15 protein-coding genes are annotated in these 20,425 nt (G+C 66.6%); 6 read left to right on the forward strand and 9 right to left on the reverse strand.

What is annotated here, in order from left to right:
- Positions 1 to 64: 64 nt before the first annotated feature.
- Positions 65 to 1,639: a hypothetical protein gene (locus QX094_RS17190; protein ID WP_409977922.1), complete on the forward strand. Its 1,575-nt coding sequence runs from the start codon at positions 65 to 67 to the stop codon at positions 1,637 to 1,639.
- A 1-nt stretch (position 1,640) separates the two neighbouring features.
- Here QX094_RS17190 and QX094_RS17195 read toward each other — a convergent pair whose 3' ends face one another.
- The 3 genes from QX094_RS17195 to QX094_RS17205 form a co-directional block, all read right to left on the reverse strand.
- A complete protein-coding gene (locus QX094_RS17195; protein ID WP_316188055.1) occupies positions 1,641 to 2,849 on the reverse strand; it encodes a CoA transferase in 1,209 nt (402 codons plus the stop codon).
- A gap of 252 nt (positions 2,850 to 3,101) precedes the next feature.
- On the reverse strand, positions 3,102 to 3,302 hold the full coding sequence (locus tag QX094_RS17200) for a cold-shock protein (protein ID WP_315713975.1): 201 nt from the start codon (positions 3,300 to 3,302) through the stop codon (positions 3,102 to 3,104).
- Positions 3,303 to 3,554: 252 nt separating this feature from the next.
- Positions 3,555 to 5,282: an adenylate/guanylate cyclase domain-containing protein gene (locus QX094_RS17205; RefSeq protein ID WP_315713976.1), complete on the reverse strand. Its 1,728-nt coding sequence runs from the start codon at positions 5,280 to 5,282 to the stop codon at positions 3,555 to 3,557.
- A 224-nt stretch (positions 5,283 to 5,506) separates the two neighbouring features.
- Between QX094_RS17205 and QX094_RS17210 the strand changes: the two genes are divergently transcribed.
- On the forward strand, positions 5,507 to 7,012 hold the full coding sequence (locus QX094_RS17210) for a glycosyltransferase family 39 protein (protein WP_315713977.1): 1,506 nt from the start codon (positions 5,507 to 5,509) through the stop codon (positions 7,010 to 7,012).
- A gap of 3 nt (positions 7,013 to 7,015) precedes the next feature.
- On the opposite strand, the gene QX094_RS17215 is transcribed toward QX094_RS17210, so the two are convergent.
- Positions 7,016 to 8,044 (reverse strand): TIGR01620 family protein, encoded by a 1,029-nt coding sequence (locus tag QX094_RS17215; protein WP_315713978.1) that lies wholly within the window; start codon positions 8,042 to 8,044, stop codon positions 7,016 to 7,018.
- Entirely contained in the window at positions 8,041 to 9,504 is a 1,464-nt protein-coding gene (locus QX094_RS17220; protein ID WP_315713979.1) for a YcjX family protein, read from the reverse strand. The genes QX094_RS17215 and QX094_RS17220 overlap by 4 nt, the downstream gene beginning before the upstream one ends.
- Positions 9,505 to 9,695: 191 nt before the next feature.
- On the opposite strand from QX094_RS17220, the gene trhA reads away from it, so the two are divergent.
- The 3 genes from trhA to QX094_RS17235 all read left to right on the forward strand — a co-directional run bounded on the left by trhA (position 9,696) and on the right by QX094_RS17235 (position 13,551).
- Positions 9,696 to 10,391: a PAQR family membrane homeostasis protein TrhA gene (gene trhA / locus QX094_RS17225; protein WP_315713980.1), complete on the forward strand. Its 696-nt coding sequence runs from the start codon at positions 9,696 to 9,698 to the stop codon at positions 10,389 to 10,391.
- Positions 10,392 to 10,415: 24 nt separating this feature from the next.
- Entirely contained in the window at positions 10,416 to 11,210 is a 795-nt protein-coding gene (locus tag QX094_RS17230; protein WP_315713981.1) for an SDR family oxidoreductase, read from the forward strand.
- Between the two features lie 649 nt (positions 11,211 to 11,859).
- Positions 11,860 to 13,551 (forward strand): IS1182 family transposase, encoded by a 1,692-nt coding sequence (locus QX094_RS17235; RefSeq protein WP_316188056.1) that lies wholly within the window; start codon positions 11,860 to 11,862, stop codon positions 13,549 to 13,551.
- A gap of 108 nt (positions 13,552 to 13,659) precedes the next feature.
- Here QX094_RS17235 and QX094_RS17240 read toward each other — a convergent pair whose 3' ends face one another.
- Positions 13,660 to 13,971 carry a MarR family winged helix-turn-helix transcriptional regulator gene (locus QX094_RS17240; RefSeq protein WP_409977923.1) on the reverse strand — a complete coding sequence of 104 codons (312 nt, stop codon included), beginning with the start codon at positions 13,969 to 13,971 and terminating at the stop codon, positions 13,660 to 13,662.
- A 510-nt stretch (positions 13,972 to 14,481) separates the two neighbouring features.
- Between QX094_RS17240 and QX094_RS17245 the strand changes: the two genes are divergently transcribed.
- A complete protein-coding gene (locus QX094_RS17245) occupies positions 14,482 to 16,176 on the forward strand; it encodes an outer membrane beta-barrel protein (protein ID WP_315713982.1) in 1,695 nt (564 codons plus the stop codon).
- 397 nt (positions 16,177 to 16,573) lie between these two features.
- Here the strand turns inward: QX094_RS17245 and QX094_RS17250 are convergent, their stop codons facing one another.
- From QX094_RS17250 to mdlC, 3 genes are read right to left on the reverse strand one after another with little or no spacing between them, the layout of a single operon-like run.
- The gene (locus tag QX094_RS17250) at positions 16,574 to 18,358 is read right to left on the reverse strand and encodes a hypothetical protein (RefSeq protein ID WP_315713983.1); all 1,785 of its coding nucleotides are present in this window, start codon (positions 18,356 to 18,358) and stop codon (positions 16,574 to 16,576) included.
- Between the two features lie 4 nt (positions 18,359 to 18,362).
- A complete protein-coding gene (locus tag QX094_RS17255) occupies positions 18,363 to 18,638 on the reverse strand; it encodes a hypothetical protein (protein WP_315713984.1) in 276 nt (91 codons plus the stop codon).
- 43 nt (positions 18,639 to 18,681) lie between these two features.
- Positions 18,682 to 20,304, reverse strand: a complete 1,623-nt coding sequence (mdlC, locus tag QX094_RS17260; protein ID WP_315713985.1) for a benzoylformate decarboxylase — start codon at positions 20,302 to 20,304, stop codon at positions 18,682 to 18,684.
- Positions 20,305 to 20,425: the final 121 nt, after the last annotated feature.

The raw sequence follows: 20,425 nt of genomic DNA on the forward strand, positions 1-20,425 counted from the left end.
CGCACAATTGTCCGAAGCCGCCCGCCTTTCGGCTATCTTCGAGGACTAGCAGGCCCTCAATTGCATGTTCGTGGAAGTGAGGAGGCGCGTCTTGCGACTGTCGGTATTCGGCCTTGTCATGCTGTGCTGCGGCCCGCTCGCTCATGCGGACGAGAGCCCGCCGGTCGAGCGCGGCGCCGCCATCCTCGAGCCGTTCGCGCTGCGTGAGCTCGACAACGGCGCGTTCGGCCTCGGGAAGATGCTTGCGCACGCCAGTGATGCGCCGCTGACCGACGCGGCGTTGTTTGCGCTGCCGTCGATGATGCCCGTACGCAAGGCGCTCGACACGGAGTTCGACCGCTACGTCGACAAGCACAAGACGACGTTGCCGAACGAGAGCATCGGCATCGGTACGTCCTACGCGTTCCAGCTGTTCGACCGCACTGTGCTCGATTCGCCCGATGCCCGCTTCGTGCTGGCCGGCGTCGTCAATCGCATGGATCGCGCCTTCGTCGATCCCGACCATTGCGGCGAGGTGCGGCTGCTGTACCGCCTGACGCGGACCACGCCGCCCGAGGCCAAAGATGGCGAGGTCGCCTCGCCGCGGCTGCCGATGACGCTCAACATCGTGCTCAAGGCGCGCAGCGATGCGGAGGCCAAGAGCAATTCGCCGAGTTGTGCCGAGATCGCCAAGCGGTGGCTGGCGACGTCCGATCTGCAACTGACCGGGCCTGAGCTTGCCGCGAAGCTGACGGCGCCGGACGGCCCGCTGGCGCTGATCAGGTCGGAGAACATCCATCGCATCGAGACCAACCTGCAGATCGCGCATGCGCCGAAATCGGCGATCCGCGATTTCCGCACCGACTACATGATGAAGGTGTTCGACTATCAGGCCGCGAGCGGGACGTTCGAGGAGGCGGTGCTGGAGGATCAGGTCGATCGCGACCGGCTGCTGGCGGATGCCGCGCTGGCGCGCGAGTTCAAGGCCTGGCTGCTCGACCCCGTCCATCTCGGTGAGCTCGACCGCGGCACCGCGGTGATCCCCGAGCAGTTCCTGGCCAAGGTTGCGGTGGCGCCGACCCCGGTCGGATTCGTCAATTCCGATCTGCTGCCGGCCTACGGGCTGGTGCAGGGGAGCGCGGCCGGGCAGGGCGCGGTGTTCACCGAGGCCGACGTGGTCGGTGCGCTGGAGAAGGCGGCCGCGCAGGGCATCGTGCTGCAGAACATCCGGTCGGTCGCGGGCTTCGAGCGACGCCTCAACGATTCGAGCTGCGGCGGCTGCCATCAGACCCGCGGCATCGGCGGCTTTCACTTTCCCGGCGTCGACTGGATGGCGGAGAAGCCGTCCAACACCGTCGTGGTGCCGGGCTCGCCGCACTTCTTCGGCGACCAGGTCCGCCGGCGCGACATCCTCACCGCCTTTGCCGAGGGGCGGACTCCGGATTTCTCGCGCGGCTTCGCCAGCCGCCCGCAATTGCGCGGCAGCGATGAGCTCGCCGGCACGGTCTACAACGACGGCTGGGGCGGGCATTGCTACGCGAGCCACGCCGCGGCCGCGGACAACGACAAGAGCTTCTCGACCTGGACCTGCGCCGCGAACCTGTCCTGTCAGACCGGCCCGGCGACGCGGTTCGGCATGTGCTTCATCGCGACGCGCTAGCTCAGGCCACCGCACCGCGCGCGCGCAGGTCGCGGATGGCCTCGTCGTCGAAGCCGGCGCTGCGCAGGATCTCGTCGCTGTGCTGGCCTATGCCGGGCGGCTTGCGCGGGGTGACCTTGCGCTGGCCGTCGATGAAGATCGGGCTGTTGACCGTCAGCATGGTGTCGTTCTCGAACGGCACCAGCACCTCGTTCTCGATCATCTGCCTGTCGTTTGGAATGTCGTCGAGAATCCCGACCACCCCGAACACGAGCCCGCTGCCGTCGAGGATCCGGCGCCATTCGGCCAGCGGCCTGGTCGCGAACACCGCGTCGAACTCGTGGATCAGTTCGACCGAGCGGGCGTGGCGATCGGCCTTGGTGACGAAGCGCGGATCGTCGATCAGCTCCTCTCGGCCAAGGCAGCGGGCGAGGATCGGCCACTGCTTCTCCTCATTGAGGAGCGAGAGCATGATCCAGCGGCCGTCCTGGCATTTGTAGTGATTGGCGACTGCGTTCAGCGCGCGTTCGCGCGGCCGCCGCTCGACGAAGGTCGCGCCGCAAAGCTTGGCCTGAGCAAGCACGGAGGCCGCCCAGACCCCGTTGGCCATCAGGTTGGAGGCGACGTGGCAGCCCTTGCCGGTCTTCTCGCGCTGGTAAAGCGCCGTGACGATCGCGCCATAGAACGCCATTGCGCAGGGGTGGTCGCCCATCCCGGCGACGGAGCGGGCGGGTGTCGTGCTCTCGTCGGCACGGACCAGGTCCATCAGTCCGGAGCGCGCCCAATAGGCATTGCTATCGAAGCCGGGTTTGTCGGCTTCCTCGCCTTTCTCGCCATACCCGGTAAACGACGCATAGATCAGCCGCGGATTGAGCGGCGCCAGCTTTTCGTGGGTGAGGCCGAGCTTGGCGCGGACCGACGGCGGGAAATTGGTGATGAAGACATCGGCTTCACTTACCAGCCGTTGCAGCACGGTCTGCGCTTCCGGCTTCGACAGGTCGAGTGCGAGGCTGCGCTTGTTGCGGGCTTCGAGATACCACGCGTAGTTATGCTCGCTGCGCGGATAGCCCGGCAGGTTCGGCAGGTTGCGGTAGGGATCGCCGGCGCCGGGCGGCTCGATCTTGATGACGTCAGCGCCGAAATCGGAAAGAACGGTGGCGGCTGCGGGGGCCGCGATGAAGCTCGCGCAGTCCAGCACCTTCAGGCCATGGAAAATGCCCTTGTCGTTCATGTTGCGTCGCTCCCGTCGCTTGTTTCCGCGCGCTGGAATTACGTTGACGGCGCGGTTCGAGGCGCATTTGACCCGGGTCGGGCGGGCGAGGCAATGGCGGGGAGGGAGCTGAAACTACAAACAAACGCAAAGATGTGATCAGGAGCGGGCACCGCTCCTGTCTATTTCGACGTGTCGACAATCATGCTGGTTTGGTGAGGGAAACGATCGCGCCGAAAAGCCGCGAGGCGGAATGGCGCGCCAATTGATCCGCTACACTTTCAGGTTCTCGGCCGAACTCCTGCCGCGGTTGGCAATCTCGTCGTACTCGATGGTCTGGCCCTCGTTGAGGGTCGCCAGCCCGGCCTTCTGCACTGCGGAGATGTGAACGAAAATGTCCTTGCCCCCGGCCGCGGGCTGGATGAAGCCATAGCCCTTGGTCGGGTTGAACCACTTGACCGTACCTTTAGCCATACGTCGCCTCCGCGGGACCAATCCGAGTACGAGCCGCGGTCCCCGCAAACCGTCAGGCCCGGAATTCGAGACTACTGCGGTTGTGACAGGCGTGATAGCGCAAACAGCGGGCGGTTTTGGCCCGAAATGATCGATATCGTGGCGACTTTGCGGCTTTTGACCGCAGTGCCACCGTTCCGCCAGTCACCGCGGACCCGCTGCAACCGTTCTCGGTATGACAGCGCAGGCTGCAAACAGGTTCAACGCAACTCGTCACGCAGCCGTCCCCTCGTCCGAGAGCATCGCGAGTTCAGCGGCGTCCATGGCCGTCCTGACGCGCATCGGCTCGGCGCGGCCGCGAATCTCGACCTCGCGCTCCGGCAGCACGTCGGAGCCGAGTCGCGCCCGCGCGTAGACCTCGTCCGAGATGATGACCTGGCAGCCGAGGGTCTTCGTCATGTCCTGCAGTCGTGATGCGACGTTGACGGCGTCGCCCAGCGCGGTGAACACCATGTGGTCGCGATAACCGATCTCGCCCACGATCACCTCGCCGCCGTGAATGCCGATGCCGAAGCGGATCGGGTCATGCAGATCATGGCTGAGGAACGCGTTCAGCTCGGCGATATTGGCCGCGATGTCACGCGCCGCCTGGATCGCCTGGCCGCAGGCGACATGTGAATCGGTGGCTAGTCCGAACAGCGCGAGCATACCGTCACCGACGAACTGATTGGGCTGCCCGCCATTCGCCAGCACGGCCTGGGAGACGGCGCTGAGGAAGCGGTTGACGATGAACACCACGTCGAACGGCAGCCGTTTCTCAGCGAGGCCGGTCGATCCACGCATGTCGACGAACAGGCTGACGAGGTAGCGCTCCTGCCCGATTCCGGCGCGCGAGCTGCCGCGCTCGCCGGGTGTCGGGTTCGGCATGAACAGTTGGAAGAATGAAAGATCGCCGGTGGGGCGCAACTGGCAGGCCAGCCTGACCGACGGGTCCGCCGCGCCGATCTGCGCGAGCACGAAGGCCTCGCGAGGCGAGGGCGGCGGCAGCGCGCCGGGATCTCCGATCACCCTGATGCGGCAGGTCGAGCAACGTGCGCGGCCGCCGCACATGCTGGCATGCGGTACGTTGTTGCGCAGACTGGCCTCGAGCACGGACAAACCCTTTGGCACCCGGATGGAGCGGCCATTGTTGTAGGATAGCGTGACCATGCCGCCACGTCGCTCATGGACTGCTCGCACGCCGCGCGCGGCGAGCGCCAAGCCGATCAGGCCGCCATAGCCGATCAGGAAGCCGTTCATGATGGTCTCCAGCACCGCCTGTTCAGATGGCGTGCCGGTCTGCCTCAACGAAAGATTTTCGGCGCGCCACTGCGGTGTTGCGTTGGCGGCGATGACGTCTCGGCCCCCACGATAGAAGCCGAGCAGCGCCAGCGCCGGGAGCAGCACGGCGCAGGCGAGCAGCCACGGCGCCGCGCGCTTGTAGAACGGCTTGAGCCGCAGCCAGAAGTGCAGCCCGATGCAGCCATGCGTCCATGACGTCAGCAGGGCTGCCGACATCAACCAGATCCGCCAGGACGGGCCGGTCCAATACGAGTACAGGACCTGCGGGTACAGCTTCTCCTGTCCGTACAGGGTCTGTCCGATGCGGACGCCGGCGATGTGGCTGAAGATCAGCGCCGGAATGCTTAGGCCGAGCAGCAGTTGCAGCGGCTCCATCGTGTTGCGGCTGAATTGCCGGCGCTGATAAAGCGCCCACACGCCGAGCCCGCCATGGGTAAGAGCGGCCGCATAGAACAGCACGGCGATCGGAAGAAACTGCCAGAACGCCACATGATAGGACACGCCCTCGGCGAGCGCCTGCAGCGAGATGTTGCCGAGCGCATGGTTGAAAAAATGACTGAGCAGGTAGCTGAAGAGTATGAAGCCGCAGATCAGCCGCACCTGCCGCACACCGATGCCGCGACAGGTCGACCGCAAACGATGGTAAATCGAAATGGTCATGTGGTCCGTATGATCTGGAGCCGCAATGCTAGAGATTTATTCCCTGTTGTCCTAGAGGGCTGGTGGCGGCGGTCATCCGGCGGCGCGAGCTGCGCGGGAACGTTGACTCGCCCGCCGGAGTCGGGGAAAAGCACCGCGTGACGGCCATTTCCCCAGGCATCGACAGCCCAAAGTCTCGATCCACGCGCGCTGCGTGGCTGATGGCTGCGGCCGTGATCGCAAGCATGACGATCATCCGCATCGTCTATGCCGGGACGCTCGATCTGCGCACCGACGAGGCCTATTACTGGACATGGTCGAAGGAGCTGCAGCTCTGCTTCCTCGATCATCCGCCCATGATCGCCTGGTTCATCCGGCTGGGCACTGCCCTGTTCGGCGATACCAATCTCGGCGTTCGCTTTGCCGGCATCCTCGCGATGGGGGTGACGCAGCTCCTGCTCGCCGACATCGTTCGCCGTACCACTCACGATATGCGGGCCGTGATCCTCGCGGTGCTGCTGCCCGAGGCCGCGCTCTACTATGGCCTGCTGATGGCCAAGGTGGCGCCGGACGTCGCGGCGATCCCGTTTGCACTCGCGATGATCTGGGCGCTGGTTTGCCTCGCCGAGAGCGATGACGGCCGCTGGTGGCTCGCGGCCGGCCTGTTCGGTGGACTGGCGTTGTTGTCCAAATTCACGGTGGTCATGCTGCTGCCGGGCGTGGCGGCGTTCCTGCTCGTTCCGGCCTGGCGCAGCCGCTGGCTTCTGAGTCCCTATCCATGGTGCGGAGCACTGATTGCGCTGGCCGTGTTCTCGCCGGTGCTGATCTGGAACGTACAGCACGACTGGGCCTCGTTCCGCTTCCAGTTCGTTCGCGCCACCGCGCCGCATGAGTTTTCGTTGCGGACGCTCGGCGATTATCTCGGATTGCAGTTCGGACAGGTCGGCTTCGTCCTGCTGCCGGTCACATTGTCGGCGCTGAGTTTCACGGCCTGGCGCGGCTATCGCACGCGTGAGCCGGTCGCGATCCTGCTGTCGACGGCGGTGCTGGTGCCGTTTCTCTACTTCCTCTGGAAATCGTTTACCTTGCGGATCGGCGACACCTGGCCGATGTTCATGTGGCCGATCGGGTTTGCGGCGGTCGCGATCAACATCGTCAAGCTGCCGCAGGACGGCGCGTCCGCCTGGTTCGTCCGATCGACCGTGCGCTGGGCGCGGATCGCCGTCGTTAGCGGCATTGCCATGGTGGTCCTGATCTTTCTCTACTACGTCGTCGCGCCGTGGAATTTTCTCGGGCGGGCCGATCCGATCGGCGCCGAGGCGGGCTATCAGCAGGTGGCGGCACGCGCCGAGCAGGAACTGGCAAGCACCGGCGCCACCTGGATCGCGACCTCCGACTATCGCACCTATGCGATGATGCGGTGGTTCTTTCGCGGCCGCGTGCCGGTGGTCCAGATCAACGAGCGGGCCCGCTTCATCGGCTTCCGTGATCCCGGCATGGACCTGATCGCGGGACATGCCGGCCTCTATGTCGTGCGCGAGCCGGACAATACCGGCCCGCTGCTGTCGGACACGACCGCGCACCGCGAGCCGCTCGGACACGTCGAGCGGAGCTGGCGCGGCCGCGTCATGGACAGTTACGCGTTCGGCAGGCTGACGGGCTGGACTCCCGAACTGGCGCCGCCACCGGACTCGCCCTTGTACCAATGGCGCTGGCTCGCCGGTGGGTTCGATTCCACGCTGCGGGCCTGAGCCTCATTCCCGGTCGTCCTGCTTGCGCAGCAGATCCTTGGCGAGATCCGCCAGCGCCGGCCGCGGCAGCGCGGCGAACGGCATCGGCCGCGTCACGTCGATGGCCGCGAGGCCGAGCCGCGCCGTGAGCAGTCCGTTGAGCACGCCTTCGCCGAGGCGCTGCGACAGTTTTGCCGCGATGCCATGGCCCAGTACCTGCTGGATCAGGCTGTCGCTCGCGGCCATGCCGCCGGTGATGGCGAGATGCGCGACGACATGGCGCAACAGGCTGATCATGCCAAGCGCGCCGGGACGGCCGCCATAGAGCCGCGCGAGCTGCCGGATCATCCGCAAGCTTGCCACGAAGACGAACAGCACGTCGATCAGCGCGCGCGGGCTCACGGCCGTGACCACGGAAACCCGTTGCGCCGCAACCGACACCAGACGCCGCGCCTCGCTGTCGAGTGGCGCCATCAGCTCGCGCTCGGCAAGCTTGATCATGTCGCCGCCGTCGATGATGTCGTCGGCGTGGCCGGCGAGCGCGGCACGCGGACGCGCCAGGCGGGGATTGGCATGTGCGATCCGCAACAGCTCGGCGACCACTTCGCGGCTCTCGGCACGATCGTCGGACAGCAGCACCGCGGCCGCGCGCTGGTGCAGCTTCTCGATGGTGGCGAGACGCACCAGCCCGTAAGTCTCTCGGGCAATGACGGCCGCCAATGCGATCGCGGCTGCGGCCGCGAACCCCGCGCCGACATAGCCGAGGGCCTCGCTGCGTGCGAACAGATCCTCGATCAGTCTGACGACGCCGAGGCCGAGGCCGAGCAGGACGAGGCCTGCGACCGAGCCCCAGAAAAGTGCGCCCCAGCCGAAGCTGCGCCGCGTCGGCAGGACGGTCTCGACCGGCACCGGCAATTGCGCCGGATCAGCCTCCGGCGTGATCTGGATGGTGCCGCGGCCCGGCCGGGCGGCCTCTTCGGCATCGACCACGACGACGTCGGGATCATCGAGCCGGAAGGTCTGGGGACGACGATGCTTGGCGCGTTCGCTCATTGCAGCCGGTCTCCGATCAGGAACTGAAGGGCGCGGTCCATGCGGATATGGGGCAAAGCGGGCTCGCCGCCAGGATCGGGGGCCAGCAAAGGCGGACGGAAGCGAAGAAAGCGGAAGTCGGTGCCGTCGGCGGCAGCGCTCGACAGGCCGCGATAGGCGCCGCCCTTGAACAGCTCCTCCGCATCGGCCGGCAGCTCGCCCGGAAAGGTTGCCACCTCGGTGTCGCCGTCGAAGATCTCGCCATTGGCGCTTTCGCCGGCCGCCGGCGTGCCGAGCAGCGACGGCAGCTTCTCGCGGCCGCGGGCGACCAGCGCCTCGCGCGTCGCCCTGACGGCGGCCAGCGCCACCACGTCGATTGCGGCGCCCGTGCTCTCGGCTCGGGCCACCGCGCGGTTGACCGCGCGCCGCAGCACGGCTTCGAGCCGGTCGTGGCTGGTGTGATGCAGATGGTCGGCCTTGGTCGCCGCGAACAGGATGCGGTCGATGCGCGGCCGAAACAGCGCCGTCAGCATGTTTCCGCGTCCGACGCGGAAGCAATCGAGAATGCCGGTCAGCGCGGCCTCGAGATCGTGCAGCGCCTCGGGGCCCGCATTGAACGCCGCCAGCGCGTCGACCAGCACGATCTGGCGATCGAGCCGGGCGAAATGGTCGCGAAAGAACGGCCTGACGACGATGTCCTTGTAGGACTCGTAGCGGCGCGCCATCATCGCCCATAGCGAGCCGGCCGGCGCCTGGCCGTCGGCCGGGACATCGAGCGGCGCGAAGGTCAGCGCCGGCGAGCCCGCGAGATTGCCCGGCATCAGGAAGCGGCCGGGCGGCAGCAGGCTCATGGCGAAGCGCTCGTCGCGGCAGGCACGCAAGTAGTCGGTGAACAGCCGTGCGGCCTCGAGTGTCGCCGACTCGTCCTCGCGGCCTTCGGGGGCGAGCGTCGCCAGATGCGCGTGCCAGTCCTTGGCGACATGCGCGCGCGGCTCGCTGCGCGACAGCGCGAGGCTTTCCCGCGCCCACTGCTCATAGCTCTTGTTCAGCAGCGGCAGGTCGAGCAGCCATTCGCCGGGATAGTCGACGATGTCGAGCGTGAGCGTCCGCTCGGCGCCGTTGGCGCGCTGGAATTCGATCACCAGCCTGAGCTCGCTGATGTCGACGGTCGAGCTTGGCCAGCGCCGCTCGGCGACGAGCGCCCGCAAATGGCTCTCATAGGCAAAGCGCGGCACGCCGTCGTCGGGTTGCGGCGTCAGATATGCGCGGGCGATGCGGCCCGATGCCAAGGCCTCGAACACCGGCATGCGCCCGCCGCGCACGAGGTCATGAATCAGCGCGGTGATGAACACGGTCTTGCCGGCCCGTGACAGCCCGGTGACGCCAAGGCGGATGGTCGGGTTGAGGAAGCTCTCGCCATAATCAAGCAGGGCACGGGCCGACAGCCGCGCTTCCTCGACGAGTTCGGAAAAGGTCACCATGGGAGGAGGGGAATTCGCCAGTTGAAAAGGGCGTGAGCGATTTTTGACAGGTGGCGATGCAAAACGCCGGATTCAAGCTCACAATTCCGGCCCGTTTCCGGATAGAACCAGACTTTGAACGGAACGTTGACCACTGGAAACCATAATCCTTCCGGCACAATTGTCCCGGAAAACCGGCACCAGGTTCTGACATGACCGTATTTCAACTGAAGCAGTTCGCCTCGACCTCCGTCCATGCCGCCACCGGCGCGATGCGTTGGAACTACGACAAGGTCGAGATGATCGCGGACGGCGTCGTCCACGTCGTCGGCATCGCCGCCGGCCTGGTCGCCGCAACCGTGCTCGTCGTGCTGACCTCGATCTATGCCAGCGCCGTCGACATCGTGGTGGTGTCGATCTACGTCGCGGGACTGCTCTCGATGCTGACGCTGTCGGCAACCTATAATCTGTGGCCGGTGTCGCCGACCAAATGGGTGCTGCGCCGCTTTGACCACTCCGCCATCTATGTGCTGATCGCAGCCACCTATACGCCGTTCATCGCCGCCCTGAAGGATACGGTGTTCTCGGCCGCGCTGCTGCTCGGGGTCTGGGGCGTCGCCATCTTCGGCATCGTGCTGAAGCTGCGCTGGCCGGGCCGCTTCGACGCGCTCTCGATCGGGCTGTATCTCGCGCTCGGCTGGAGCGGCGTCATGATGTACGACCGGGTGATCTCGGTGATGCCGCCCTCGGTCCTGGCCTTCGTGCTCACCGGCGGCATCCTCTACAGCCTCGGCGTCATCTTCCATTCGTGGCGGCGCTTGCGCTTCCAGAACGCGATCTGGCATGGTTTCGTGTTGCTGGGCGCCGGCTTTCATTATACCGCAGTGCTCGACCTGGTCTTGACCTAGAAAATTCCACGAGGAGGGCTTTGCATGCAGGTGACCGGCAAGATTGTTGTGGTCACCGGCGGAGCCCGCGGCATCGGCAAGGCGCTGTGCGAGGCCTTCGCGGCCGCCGGTGCGGCCAAGGTGATCGTAGCCGATCTCGACGAAACCGGCGCCAAGGCCGTCGCTGGTGGCATCGGCGGCGCCGCCTTCAGATGCGACGTCTCCCAGGAAGCCGACATCCGGCACGTGATCGAGGAAACCGAGCGGCAGTTCGGGCCCATTGCGCTGTTCTGCTCCAATGCCGGCATTGGCGGCGGCTTCGACCCGCTGTCGGTCAATGTCGGCGGCACCTCCGACGAGCCGTGGGCGCGCAGTTGGGCCATTCACGTGATGGCGCATGTCTACGCGGCGCGGCATCTGATCCCGCGCTACAAGGCGCGCGGCGGCGGCTATTTCCTCAACACGATCTCCGCGGCCGGCCTGCTGTCGCAGGTCGGCAGCGCGCCTTACTCCACCACCAAGCATGCCGCGGTGGGATTTGCGGAGAATCTCGCGATCTCGCACAAGGCCGACAACATCAAGGTCTCGATCCTGTGCCCGCAGGGCGTCGACACCGACATGCTGCGATCGATTCCGAAGGGCCCGCAATCCGGCGACGGCGATCTGAGCCCTGAGCAGGTCGCGCAGGACGTGCTGAAAGGCCTTGCCGAGGAGAGCTTCCTGATCCTGCCGCATCCGCAGGTCCTCGGCTACATGCGCAAGAAGACCGAGAATTACGACCGCTGGCTCGGCGGCATGGCGAAGATCCAGGCAAAGATGCGCGAGGAGTTCGGGAAGTAGGTCTGCGACCATCGTCGGTCGACGTGACGGCGCCCGGCCTCAACGCCCTCCGCGGTCGTCCCCGCGACCACGGAGACCCATAGTCCCAGGGTGCAGTTCGAGCCACGCGCGTCGACCATCTCGCCCGAGGTTTTCGACCGCGGCGTATGGATCCGGCGTTCGCCGGAATGACGCTAAGGAGAGATCGTGCGGACATCATGGGCAGCGGACTTGATCCGACATCGATAGACATCATTGCGCCTTCTCGCGGCACATCATGCCCGAGCTGTACAGTTGACTTGTCCCTTCAAGATTCGAAGGGCGCAGGGAATGCCGGGTGAAGGCCTCACCCATGGCCCGCCTGCAGCAAAAAATGCAGGCGGCAGGTACCACAGGTGCAGCCGATCACCGGCATTCCCTGCGCGATGGTCTTCACGCTTATACGCAGTCTCCCTGGTGCGCCGGGCTGTTGGCCACCATTGTCCGCGCGGTGCATCAGCGCCATCGCGAACGAAACACCAGCATCGGGGTGTCAGGACGCTGCGACTTCACGTCCGCGGCCACGCCGTTCGTCCGCGTAGCAAGCTACGCTGCGGCATGGCCACGGCCATCGCATCCCGCCTCGCGTGTCGTGACGATCGCGCGCAACGCCCCTCCGTGGTGAGGCGGGATGCGCGGAAAGATCGTCCTGATTTGCCCGACGAGGCTGGGCAAGAACTCAGTGTTCACGGTAAGATTTGGAGGCATGACGAATCGGCCGTTCAAGAGCGGCGAGAGCCGCGATCAAGAGAGCCTGCTTCCGCCTCGGATTGAGGATTATGTCGGGCCGGACAATCCGGTTCGTGCGATTGACAGCTACGTCAACGCCCTCGATCTTGCCAAGCTTGGCTTCCGCCACGCCAAGCGGAGGGGATTGGGTGTCGGGCAGCCGCCGTACGATCCGGCGGACCTGCTGAAGCTTTATCTCTATGGTTATCTGAACCAGATCAGATCGTCGCGCCGGCTCGAGCGTGAAGCCGGCCGCAATCTGGAGCTGATCTGGCTGTTGAGGAACCTGAAGCCCGGCTATCGGACGATTGCGAACTTCCGCAAGGAGAACTGGGCTGCCTTGAAGGCGGCGAACCGTAGCTTCGTCCTGTTGCTGCAGGAGATCGGGCTGATCGGCGGGACCCTGGTCGCGGTCGATGGCGCGCTGTTCCACGGCAATGCCAGCAAGGACAGCATCTTCACGCGCGGGAAGCTCGCCAAACAGATCGCCAAGCTCGATGAGGAGATCGAGGCGTACGGCAAGTCTCTCGACACCAACGACGCGACGGAAGCCAAGCGGCCCGGCGACGGCAAGGATGACAACAAGGATGGAGGCGATGTCGGGGACAAGATCAAGGAGCTGATGGCCAAGCGTGAACGCGCACAGTCCGATCTGGAGAACCTGGACAAAGGCGACAAGGGACAGGTGTCGAAGACCGATCCCGATGCGCGGCTGCTGAGCAAGGGCGACCAGACGATCGCAGGCTACAATGTCCAGAGCGTCGTCGACGACAAGCATAAGCTGATCATCGCCAGCGAGGTCGTCAATCGCAGCGATACAGGACACCTTCATATGATGGCGAAGGCGGCCAAGGAGGGCCTCCAGGTCGAGGCGCTGCAGATACTGGCGGATGTCGGCTATTACAACAGCGGGGATCTCAAGGCTTGCGAGGATGACGGCATCACCGCCTATGTCCCGCTGCATCACGGCAATGGCAAGAAGCACGGTCGCTTCACGCGAGGTGACTTCACCTACAATTCCGCAACCGACACCTATCAGTGTCCCGCAGGCCAAGCGCTGCATCCAACGAAGAAGCTCTGGAAGAATACGAGCGGCAGGATGGAACGCCGCTACCTGGCCTCCGTAGCGACTTGCGGCATCTGCCTCCTCAAGGCGTCTTGTCTCTCTGCGAAGGCAAAAAGCCGCAGCGTCTCTCGATGGGAGCACGAAGAGGTGCTGGATCGTCACCGCCAGAGGATGGCGAGCGAACAGGCCGGCCGATTGATGCGCCGCCGCTCAGCCATCGTCGAGCACCCGTTCGGCACGCTCAAGTGCCGCGCCGGCTATCAGCACTTCCTTGTCCGCGGCTTCGACAAGGTTCGCGGGGAATGGAGCCTGATGGCGCTCTCCTACAACCTCACCCGCGTCCTCAACATTCTCGGTTTCGACGACTTCCTCGCCCGCATCGCCGAATGGGCTCTTGCAGCTCTACATGCCACTTCTGGCAAGGCAAGGGGCGCATGGGAGGCGATTTCGTTTGCCCTCATCCGGTTCTGGACCATGATGCAGTCATGGCTCGAAATTGCACCGCGCCGAGCCCTCTCAGCCCCCTAATTCGGATTCTTGCCCAGCCTCGACGGCGCAAGGCCGCATGCTGCGGCATTTCAACACGACGGGCAGTTTCGTCATGGTGTGTATGCGCAATCTGCCCGTCGGGCGCCCTCATGGCTCCGACGGTTGCATGTCCTGCTCTGCCGCGCGCCAGGCTTCGAGCGCGCGGGCGTACAGCAACAGGCCCTCGCGCACCGTGCGCCGCTCGGTCTTCGACAGGGCCGACAGGGCGCCGCGGACCTGCTGGCGGCCGAAGGCGTGCAGCGTGGCCACCCTCTTCCGTCCCTTCGCGGTGAGGCAGAGCGGCTTGATGCGGGCGTCGCCGGAATCGATTGTCTCCTGCAACTCGCCGCTGTCGATCAGCTTGCGGACCATGCGGCTGACGCCGGATTTTTCCAGGTGCAGGACCGCGCCGAGCTGCATCGCGGTGAGACGCGTCGCCCTACGTCGTCGGCCACGTCCTGGCGGCCGACGGCGGCTTCCTCGCGGTCTGAATCTGAAAGGCGTCGGCTGTCGCCGATGGCGCAAGGCCCGCGATCGCCGAGCGGTCTCGGACGCGAGCGATCGTGGTCGAAACAGCTTCATGCTGAAGTCGGAATTTCGCCAGCTTCCGCGAAGCCGCGCAGCGATCGTCACCGTTTCAACTAATTAGTGCTTTCTACGAACGCGAAGATGCTTAGGCGCCGCTCCGCGGCGGCTCGTTGCGAACAGCTCTCAATCTCGCCTGAAATGTTCCCAGCTCGGCAAAACTTCCGCCGACGTTTGCCGGCTATCTCCAAGGCAAGGGGCTTCGTCGCGTGCATGCGCTGCGTATTCATCGCGACGGCGCCCTGACCCGACCTCGTCGCGTGATATTGGCATACCCCGGCATTTGCTTTGCAGGCTCATTCACCACACAAGACCGGCGCGTTCGCGGTGCGGACCAAGCGGCTCATGGTGACGCGATCCCACCGCGGGGTCACGCTCGCGCTCGTCGAGGTGCTGCTGCTGACCGTGATGGTGGTGGACGGCGCGTCCGCGCAGCAGACCATCAAGGCCAAGCCGACGGACGTCGTCCCGGGACGCGCCGACCGGCTGTTCTTTCGTCACGTGACGGCGCGCAGCATCTACTACAACGTTCCGCGGATCACCAACGACAGCCGGACGCTGATGATGCGCCAGGACCCGCGTGGCGTGAGCGCATTGCTGCGTCCGGTGCGCGAGGCCGGTGCGCCGTCGCTGGCCGCGCCGGGCAGGCCCGGCGCGCCGGTAGGCAGCTTCGGATTCTCCGCGTTTCAGCCCGCCCGTGGCGCGCGCGTGGCCACGGCCGAGCCGGCGGGAGACGCTCAACGCGCCGCGCCGCAACCGGCTGCGCGGCAGATCGCGGCAAAGCCCGCGGCAGCCGCCGAGGCGCCGCCGGCCAAGCCAGACGAGACCGTGGCAACCGCCCAGCCCGCGGCCGTGCTGCGCAACCGTGACGTTCTTCCCGATCGCAACCTGAATACGGTGAAGCCGCAGCCGGTGACCGCCGACGCGAAGCCCTATGATCCGACGGGCGTGACGGTCGGGTCGTTCCTGGTGAAACCGGCCGTCGAGATCCAGGCCGGTTATGACACCAATCCCACGCGGCGCAACGGCGGGCAGGGCTCACCGGTCGCCATCGTGGCGACGGAGGTCGCGGTCCGCTCGCAATGGGAGCGGCATCAGCTCAACGCCGATTTCCGCGGCGCCTACACCGAGGACAGCAACGTCCGCTCGCTCAGTCATCCGACGTTCGAGGCGCGGGCGCAAGGACGCTACGACGTCACCGAGGGCACCGCGATCACCGGCGAGGCGCGTTTCGTCAACGATGCATTGGCGCTTCCGGGGGCGCTCAAGCTGCCGCGCGCCACGACGTTCGGCGGCAGCGCCGGCGTGCTGCAGAAGATCGGTCCCGCCGAGATCGCATTCAAGGGATCGGCCGACCGCGTCATGTTCAACGACGCGCTGATCTTGGCCAACGTGCCGTTGCGGACGCAGGACCGCAACTACACCCAGCCGGGCGCGCAGGTCCGCGTCACCTATGTGCTCACGCCGAACATCTCGCCGTTCGTCGACATGAGCTTCGATCGGCGCAACCACGATCTGCAGGTCGACTTCAACGGCCAGCGCCGCGATTCCAGCGGCATCACCGCGCGCGGCGGCGCCGTCGTCAACATGGGATCGCTGACCGGCGAGGCCTCGGTCGGCTATCTCTCGCGCCGCATGGACTCGCCGCTGATGCCGAACATCAACGGCGTGATCGCGGATGCGACGCTCGCTTGGGCCGCGACCGACGCCACGACGTTCGTGCTGGTGGCGCGCTCGCAGGCCTCGGAGACGCCGGCGATGAACGTCTCGGGCATCCTGTCGCGCGACGTGATCCTGCAGATGGACCATCAGTTCGAGCCGTGGCTGATCGGAACGCTGCGCGGCGGCTACGGCCAGGATCAGTTCGTCGGCATCGGCCGCGTCGACCAGCGCATGTTCGTCGCCGCCGGCGGCACCTACAAGATGAACCGCAACGTTCAGCTCAAGAGCGAGGTCCGGACCGAATGGACCCGCTCCAACATCGCTCTCAACAACTTCATGACGGTGGTCGGCGTCGTCGGCGTGCGATTCCAATATTGAGCAGCGGCCGGGTCCGGTGGCGCACCTTCGCCGCCCTGCATCTCCGCCGTCGTCCCGGGCAAGCCGCGCGACAGCGCGGGTGCGACGCCGACGGGGACCCAGACGCCGCGACGGATGTCTGACCGGATTGCGAACGACGCGGCTGGTCTGCATCGACCACAAGCGGCTGGTCTGTCGCGCTCAAAAGAAAAGCCCCGCAGGGGACGGGGCTTGAAGGCAATGCATGCCGGTCGGGTGGGGGGGGACCCGGGCGTCTCACGCGGCGGGATGAGGTCAGGTCGCCGACGCGTGGGTCGTCCCGGATTGGTTCGGCATGCGGCTGGTGATGGTCTTGTTATCGTTATCCGTGTCCGCGCCGCCCGGCGTAAGCCGACAGGCGGCGCGGAGCGCAGCGGTCTCACTGTTCGAGCGCGGCCAGGGCAGCGTTGCCGATCTGCTGCGCCTCGGCCCAGGCGGCCTGGGTGGCCTGCTGGGCGGCGGTGTAGCCGGCCTGGATCTGCTGCTGAGCCGCGGCCCGCAGCGCCTGCTCCTGCTGCTCGCCGGTCTCGCGGGCCTGGGTCAGGGCCTGATTGTCGGCATTCAGCGTCGCATTGGCCTGGTTGAAGGCGTTGGCGGTGGTCTGCGCCTTGGCCTGGGCCGCCGCCAGTGCGGCCTGGTTGGCCGCATTGTTGGCGCGTTCGAGGACCTCGGCGGCCTCCTGTGCGTCCTGCTTGGCCTGCTGCGCGGCCTGACGCGCCTGCTCCAGCGCCTGCCGGTCGGCGTTCACCTTCTGCTCGGCCGCTTCCACCGTCGCATCGATCGTGCCGATCTTCTGGTTCAGCGCGGCCTCGACCGTCTTCTGGTTCTGGGTCGCAGCCGCCTGCGCGGCCTGGGTCTTCTGCTGGGCGACCGCGCGTGCCTGCTCGCCGGTCTTCAACGCCGCCTGCAGCGCGGCCTGCTCGGCGGCTTCCTGGGCCGCCTGGTTCTGCTGATTGTTGTTATTGTTGTTGCCGTTGCCGGCCGCCGCTCCGCCATTGTTGGCATTGCCGCCATTGTTGGCGTTGCCGGCCGCCTGGCCGGCCTGCTGGGCCGCCTTGCCGGCGGCCTCGGCCGTCTCGCGCGCGGTGTCCTTGGCGGCGTTGGCGGCTTCCTTGGCCTCGTTGGAGACGTCGATGTCCTTGTCGAGCTTCTGGAACGCGGCCTGCAGCGCGGCCGAGGCTGCCGTCAGCTTCGCAGCGTTCGCGGTCGCCGCGGCCTGGTTGGCGGCGGTCGGGTTCTTCTCGGCCTGCTCCTGGGCCTCGATCGCGGCGCCGCGTGCGTTCTGCTCGGCCTGACGAGCGACGTCGATTGCCTTGCGGTCGGCAGCGACCTGCGCCTCGGCGGCGGCGGCGGTCTGCGCGGCGGCCGCGGCCGCTGCGTTGGCCTTGGCGACGGCATCGGTGCTGCTCGACGCCGCGGCAGCCGCCTTGGCCGGCGTCGCTGCGGCTGCGGGTGTCGCGGTGGCCTTGGCGACCGCGACGGTGGTGGTCGCTGCCGCGGCGGCCGCAGCGGCCGGCTTCGCCGCGCTCGTCGTGGTGCTGGTCGCGGCTGCGGTCTTGGCCGCACCGGTCGTCGTCGTTGCGGCGGTGGCGGCAGCGGCGGGCTTGGCGGCGGTCGTCGCGGCCGTGGCGACGGCAGCGACGGGCTTGGCCGCAGCCGTGCCGGTCGTTACGGCCGCCGTCTTGGCGGCGGTGCTCGCCGCGGTCGCCGCGGCGGTGGTGGCGGCCGTGGTCGCAGCGGTGTTCGCAGCCTTGGCGGCGGCGCCGGCCGCGGCCTTCGCAGCGGCGCTGGCTGCGGCCTTCGCTGCCGCGTCGGTCGCCGCCTTCGCGGCAGCATTCGCTGCAGCCTTGGCCGCAGCGTTTGCCGCAGCCTTGGCGGCGGCGTCCTGCGCGGCCTTGGCGGCGGCAGCGGCTGCAGCCTTGGCAGCGGCATCCTGGGCCGCCTTGGCGGCTGCCTGGGCTGCGGCCTTCGCCGCCGCCTCCTGCGCCGCCTTCGCGGCGGCGTTGGTGGTGGCCGAAGTGGCAAGGGCGGTGGTCATGGCCTGCGCATTGGCCTGATGCGGCAGCGCCGTCACCGCCAGAGCGGACATCAGGGCCAGCACGCTGACATGGCGATAGAGATCGGTCCTCGACGCCGCGGTTTGAAGATTCTTCTTATCCGCCATCAGCTCAACTCCCTTGGTACGCTGGATTGGATGATGGAACCTTTTGAAAATGATTTTGGCTTGCAGAATGGTCGGACCTTGCAAGCAGCAAGGCGTCTGCCTGCAAGCTGACGGCAGGATTTCGCGATGTTTGCGGCAAGCCGGCCGCGACGAGATGGCGCAGGGGAACAGAAAGCTTTTGAAACAAACGGTTGCAGTCGGAACGCCGGTTGCACGGTTGCGGCGGGCCGATGAGCATTTCGCGGCGAGCCATGCCGCCGCCATTGAAGATGCGACGCATTGTCGCATATGTCGTGAAAGTCGTCCGCTGTGCGAACGGCGGCTCAGCCCTTCTGGGCGTAGAGCAGCGGGACCGCGGCGTCGACCATCACCTCGACGAGGCTCGTGCCGGCATGGGCGAGGGCTCGCGTCAGCGCACCGGCGAGATCGGCGGCATGGTTCACGCGCACTGCGTCGCAGCCCATGCCGTCCGCGAGCTTGACGAAATCGAGGCCGGGCAGCTCGAGCCCGGGCACGTTGCGCACCTGCATGACCTGGCTGAACGAGCGCATCGCGCCATAGCCGGAATTGTTGATGACGACGACCGTCAGCGGCAGCCTGCGCTGCGTGGCGGTCCACAGCGCCTGCAGCGAATACATCGCCGAGCCGTCGCCGATCAGGCACACCGTGCGGCCGGTGCGACGGCCCAGCGCCATGCCGACCGCCGCCGGCAGGCTGTAGCCGAGCCCGCCGCTCGCCATCGTGTAGAACGACTCCGCGCCGGGCATTGGCATGTACTTGTGCATCACCGGCCGGTGCGAGGGGATCTCCTCGACCACGGCGCTGCCCGCCGGCAGCGCCTGCGCCAGCGTGTGCAGGAGATAGTCGACCGGAATCGGATCGGATGGCTTCGGCGCGTCGGGTAGCACGCGGCCCTTCGGCGCCGCGCGCCTGGTCTCCGGCAGCAGCTCCAGCAGCAGCGACAGCGCCGGCCGCATCGTGGCGATGATGCTGGTGCCGACCGGCGGCACCGCGGCGCCTTCGGCGTCGTCGGTGATCTGATAAAGCGTGGTGGCGCCGTCGAAGATCGCGGCGTGGCCCTCGACATGGAAGGTGAACACCGGCGCGCCGATCACGACGACGAGGTCGTGCGGTTTCAGGGCGTCGGACAATTGTCCGGGCGAGGCGTGCAGAAAGCCCTGGAATTGCGGATGGCGCTCGGGAAACGAGCAGCGCGCCGAGAACGGGCTGACCCAGACCGCGGCCTTGGCCTTCTCGGCGACCTCGACCATCAGTTCGACGCAGCCGGCGCGGTCGATGCCGGGGCCGACCACGAGCGCGGGATTCTTCGCGGCGGCAAGTGCGCTCACCAGGTCGTCCATGGCGGCGCGATCGGGGCCGAGCTCGCGGCTTACCTTGCGCGCGGTGATCGGTTGCGCCGGATGCATCCAGTCGTCGATCGGGATCGAGACGAAGGTCGGCCCGCAAGGCGGCTGCATCGCGGTGTAGTAGGCGCGGGCGATCGCGCCCGGCACGTCCTCGGGCCGCGCCGGCTCGACGCTGTATTTGACGTAAGGGCGCGGGAATTCGGACGGGCGTTCGGCATAGAGAAAGGCCTGCAGCGGCAGGATCGAGCGCGCCTGCTGGCCGGCGGTGATGACCAGCGGCGTCTGGTTGCGGTGCGCGGTGTAGATGTTGCCGAGCGCGTTGCCGACGCCGGCCGCCGAATGCAGATTGACGAAGCCGGCATTGCGCGTCGCCTGGGCATAGCCGTCGGCCATGCCGACGACGGAAGCCTCCTGCAGGCCGAGCACGTAGTCGATGTCCTCGGGCCAGTCGCTGAGGAACGGCAGCTCGGTCGAGCCGGGATTGCCGAACACCTTTTTGATGCCGAAGGCGCGCAGCAGCTCGAAGGTGGCCTGCTTGACGGTGACGGGTTTGGTTGTTGTTTTCGTTGTTTTGGCCAAAGGCGTTCCCTCGGGTGCTTTTGTGGGTCGTCATTCCGGGGCGATGCGAAGCATCGAACCCGGAATCTCGAGCGGTTCTTCTCCCTCACCTCGAGGTTCCGGGTTCGGTGCTCTGCGCCAA

The sequence above is a fragment of the Bradyrhizobium sp. SZCCHNS1050 genome (genome assembly GCF_032484785.1).
Classification (GTDB): domain Bacteria; phylum Pseudomonadota; class Alphaproteobacteria; order Rhizobiales; family Xanthobacteraceae; genus Bradyrhizobium.

Coding starts and splice junctions, on each gene's coding strand:
- QX094_RS17190 (WP_409977922.1), top strand. CDS start 65: ATGTTCGTGGAAGTGAGGAGGCGCGTCTTGCGACTGTCGGTATTCGGC.
- QX094_RS17195 (WP_316188055.1), bottom strand. CDS start 2,849: ATGAACGACAAGGGCATTTTCCATGGCCTGAAGGTGCTGGACTGCGCG.
- QX094_RS17200 (WP_315713975.1), bottom strand. CDS start 3,302: ATGGCTAAAGGTACGGTCAAGTGGTTCAACCCGACCAAGGGCTATGGC.
- QX094_RS17205 (WP_315713976.1), bottom strand. CDS start 5,282: ATGACCATTTCGATTTACCATCGTTTGCGGTCGACCTGTCGCGGCATC.
- QX094_RS17210 (WP_315713977.1), top strand. CDS start 5,507: ATGACGATCATCCGCATCGTCTATGCCGGGACGCTCGATCTGCGCACC.
- QX094_RS17215 (WP_315713978.1), bottom strand. CDS start 8,044: ATGAGCGAACGCGCCAAGCATCGTCGTCCCCAGACCTTCCGGCTCGAT.
- QX094_RS17220 (WP_315713979.1), bottom strand. CDS start 9,504: ATGGTGACCTTTTCCGAACTCGTCGAGGAAGCGCGGCTGTCGGCCCGT.
- trhA (WP_315713980.1), top strand. CDS start 9,696: ATGACCGTATTTCAACTGAAGCAGTTCGCCTCGACCTCCGTCCATGCC.
- QX094_RS17230 (WP_315713981.1), top strand. CDS start 10,416: ATGCAGGTGACCGGCAAGATTGTTGTGGTCACCGGCGGAGCCCGCGGC.
- QX094_RS17235 (WP_316188056.1), top strand. CDS start 11,860: ATGCGCGGAAAGATCGTCCTGATTTGCCCGACGAGGCTGGGCAAGAAC.
- QX094_RS17240 (WP_409977923.1), bottom strand. CDS start 13,971: ATGCAGCTCGGCGCGGTCCTGCACCTGGAAAAATCCGGCGTCAGCCGC.
- QX094_RS17245 (WP_315713982.1), top strand. CDS start 14,482: ATGGTGACGCGATCCCACCGCGGGGTCACGCTCGCGCTCGTCGAGGTG.
- QX094_RS17250 (WP_315713983.1), bottom strand. CDS start 18,358: ATGGCGGATAAGAAGAATCTTCAAACCGCGGCGTCGAGGACCGATCTC.
- QX094_RS17255 (WP_315713984.1), bottom strand. CDS start 18,638: ATGCGTCGCATCTTCAATGGCGGCGGCATGGCTCGCCGCGAAATGCTC.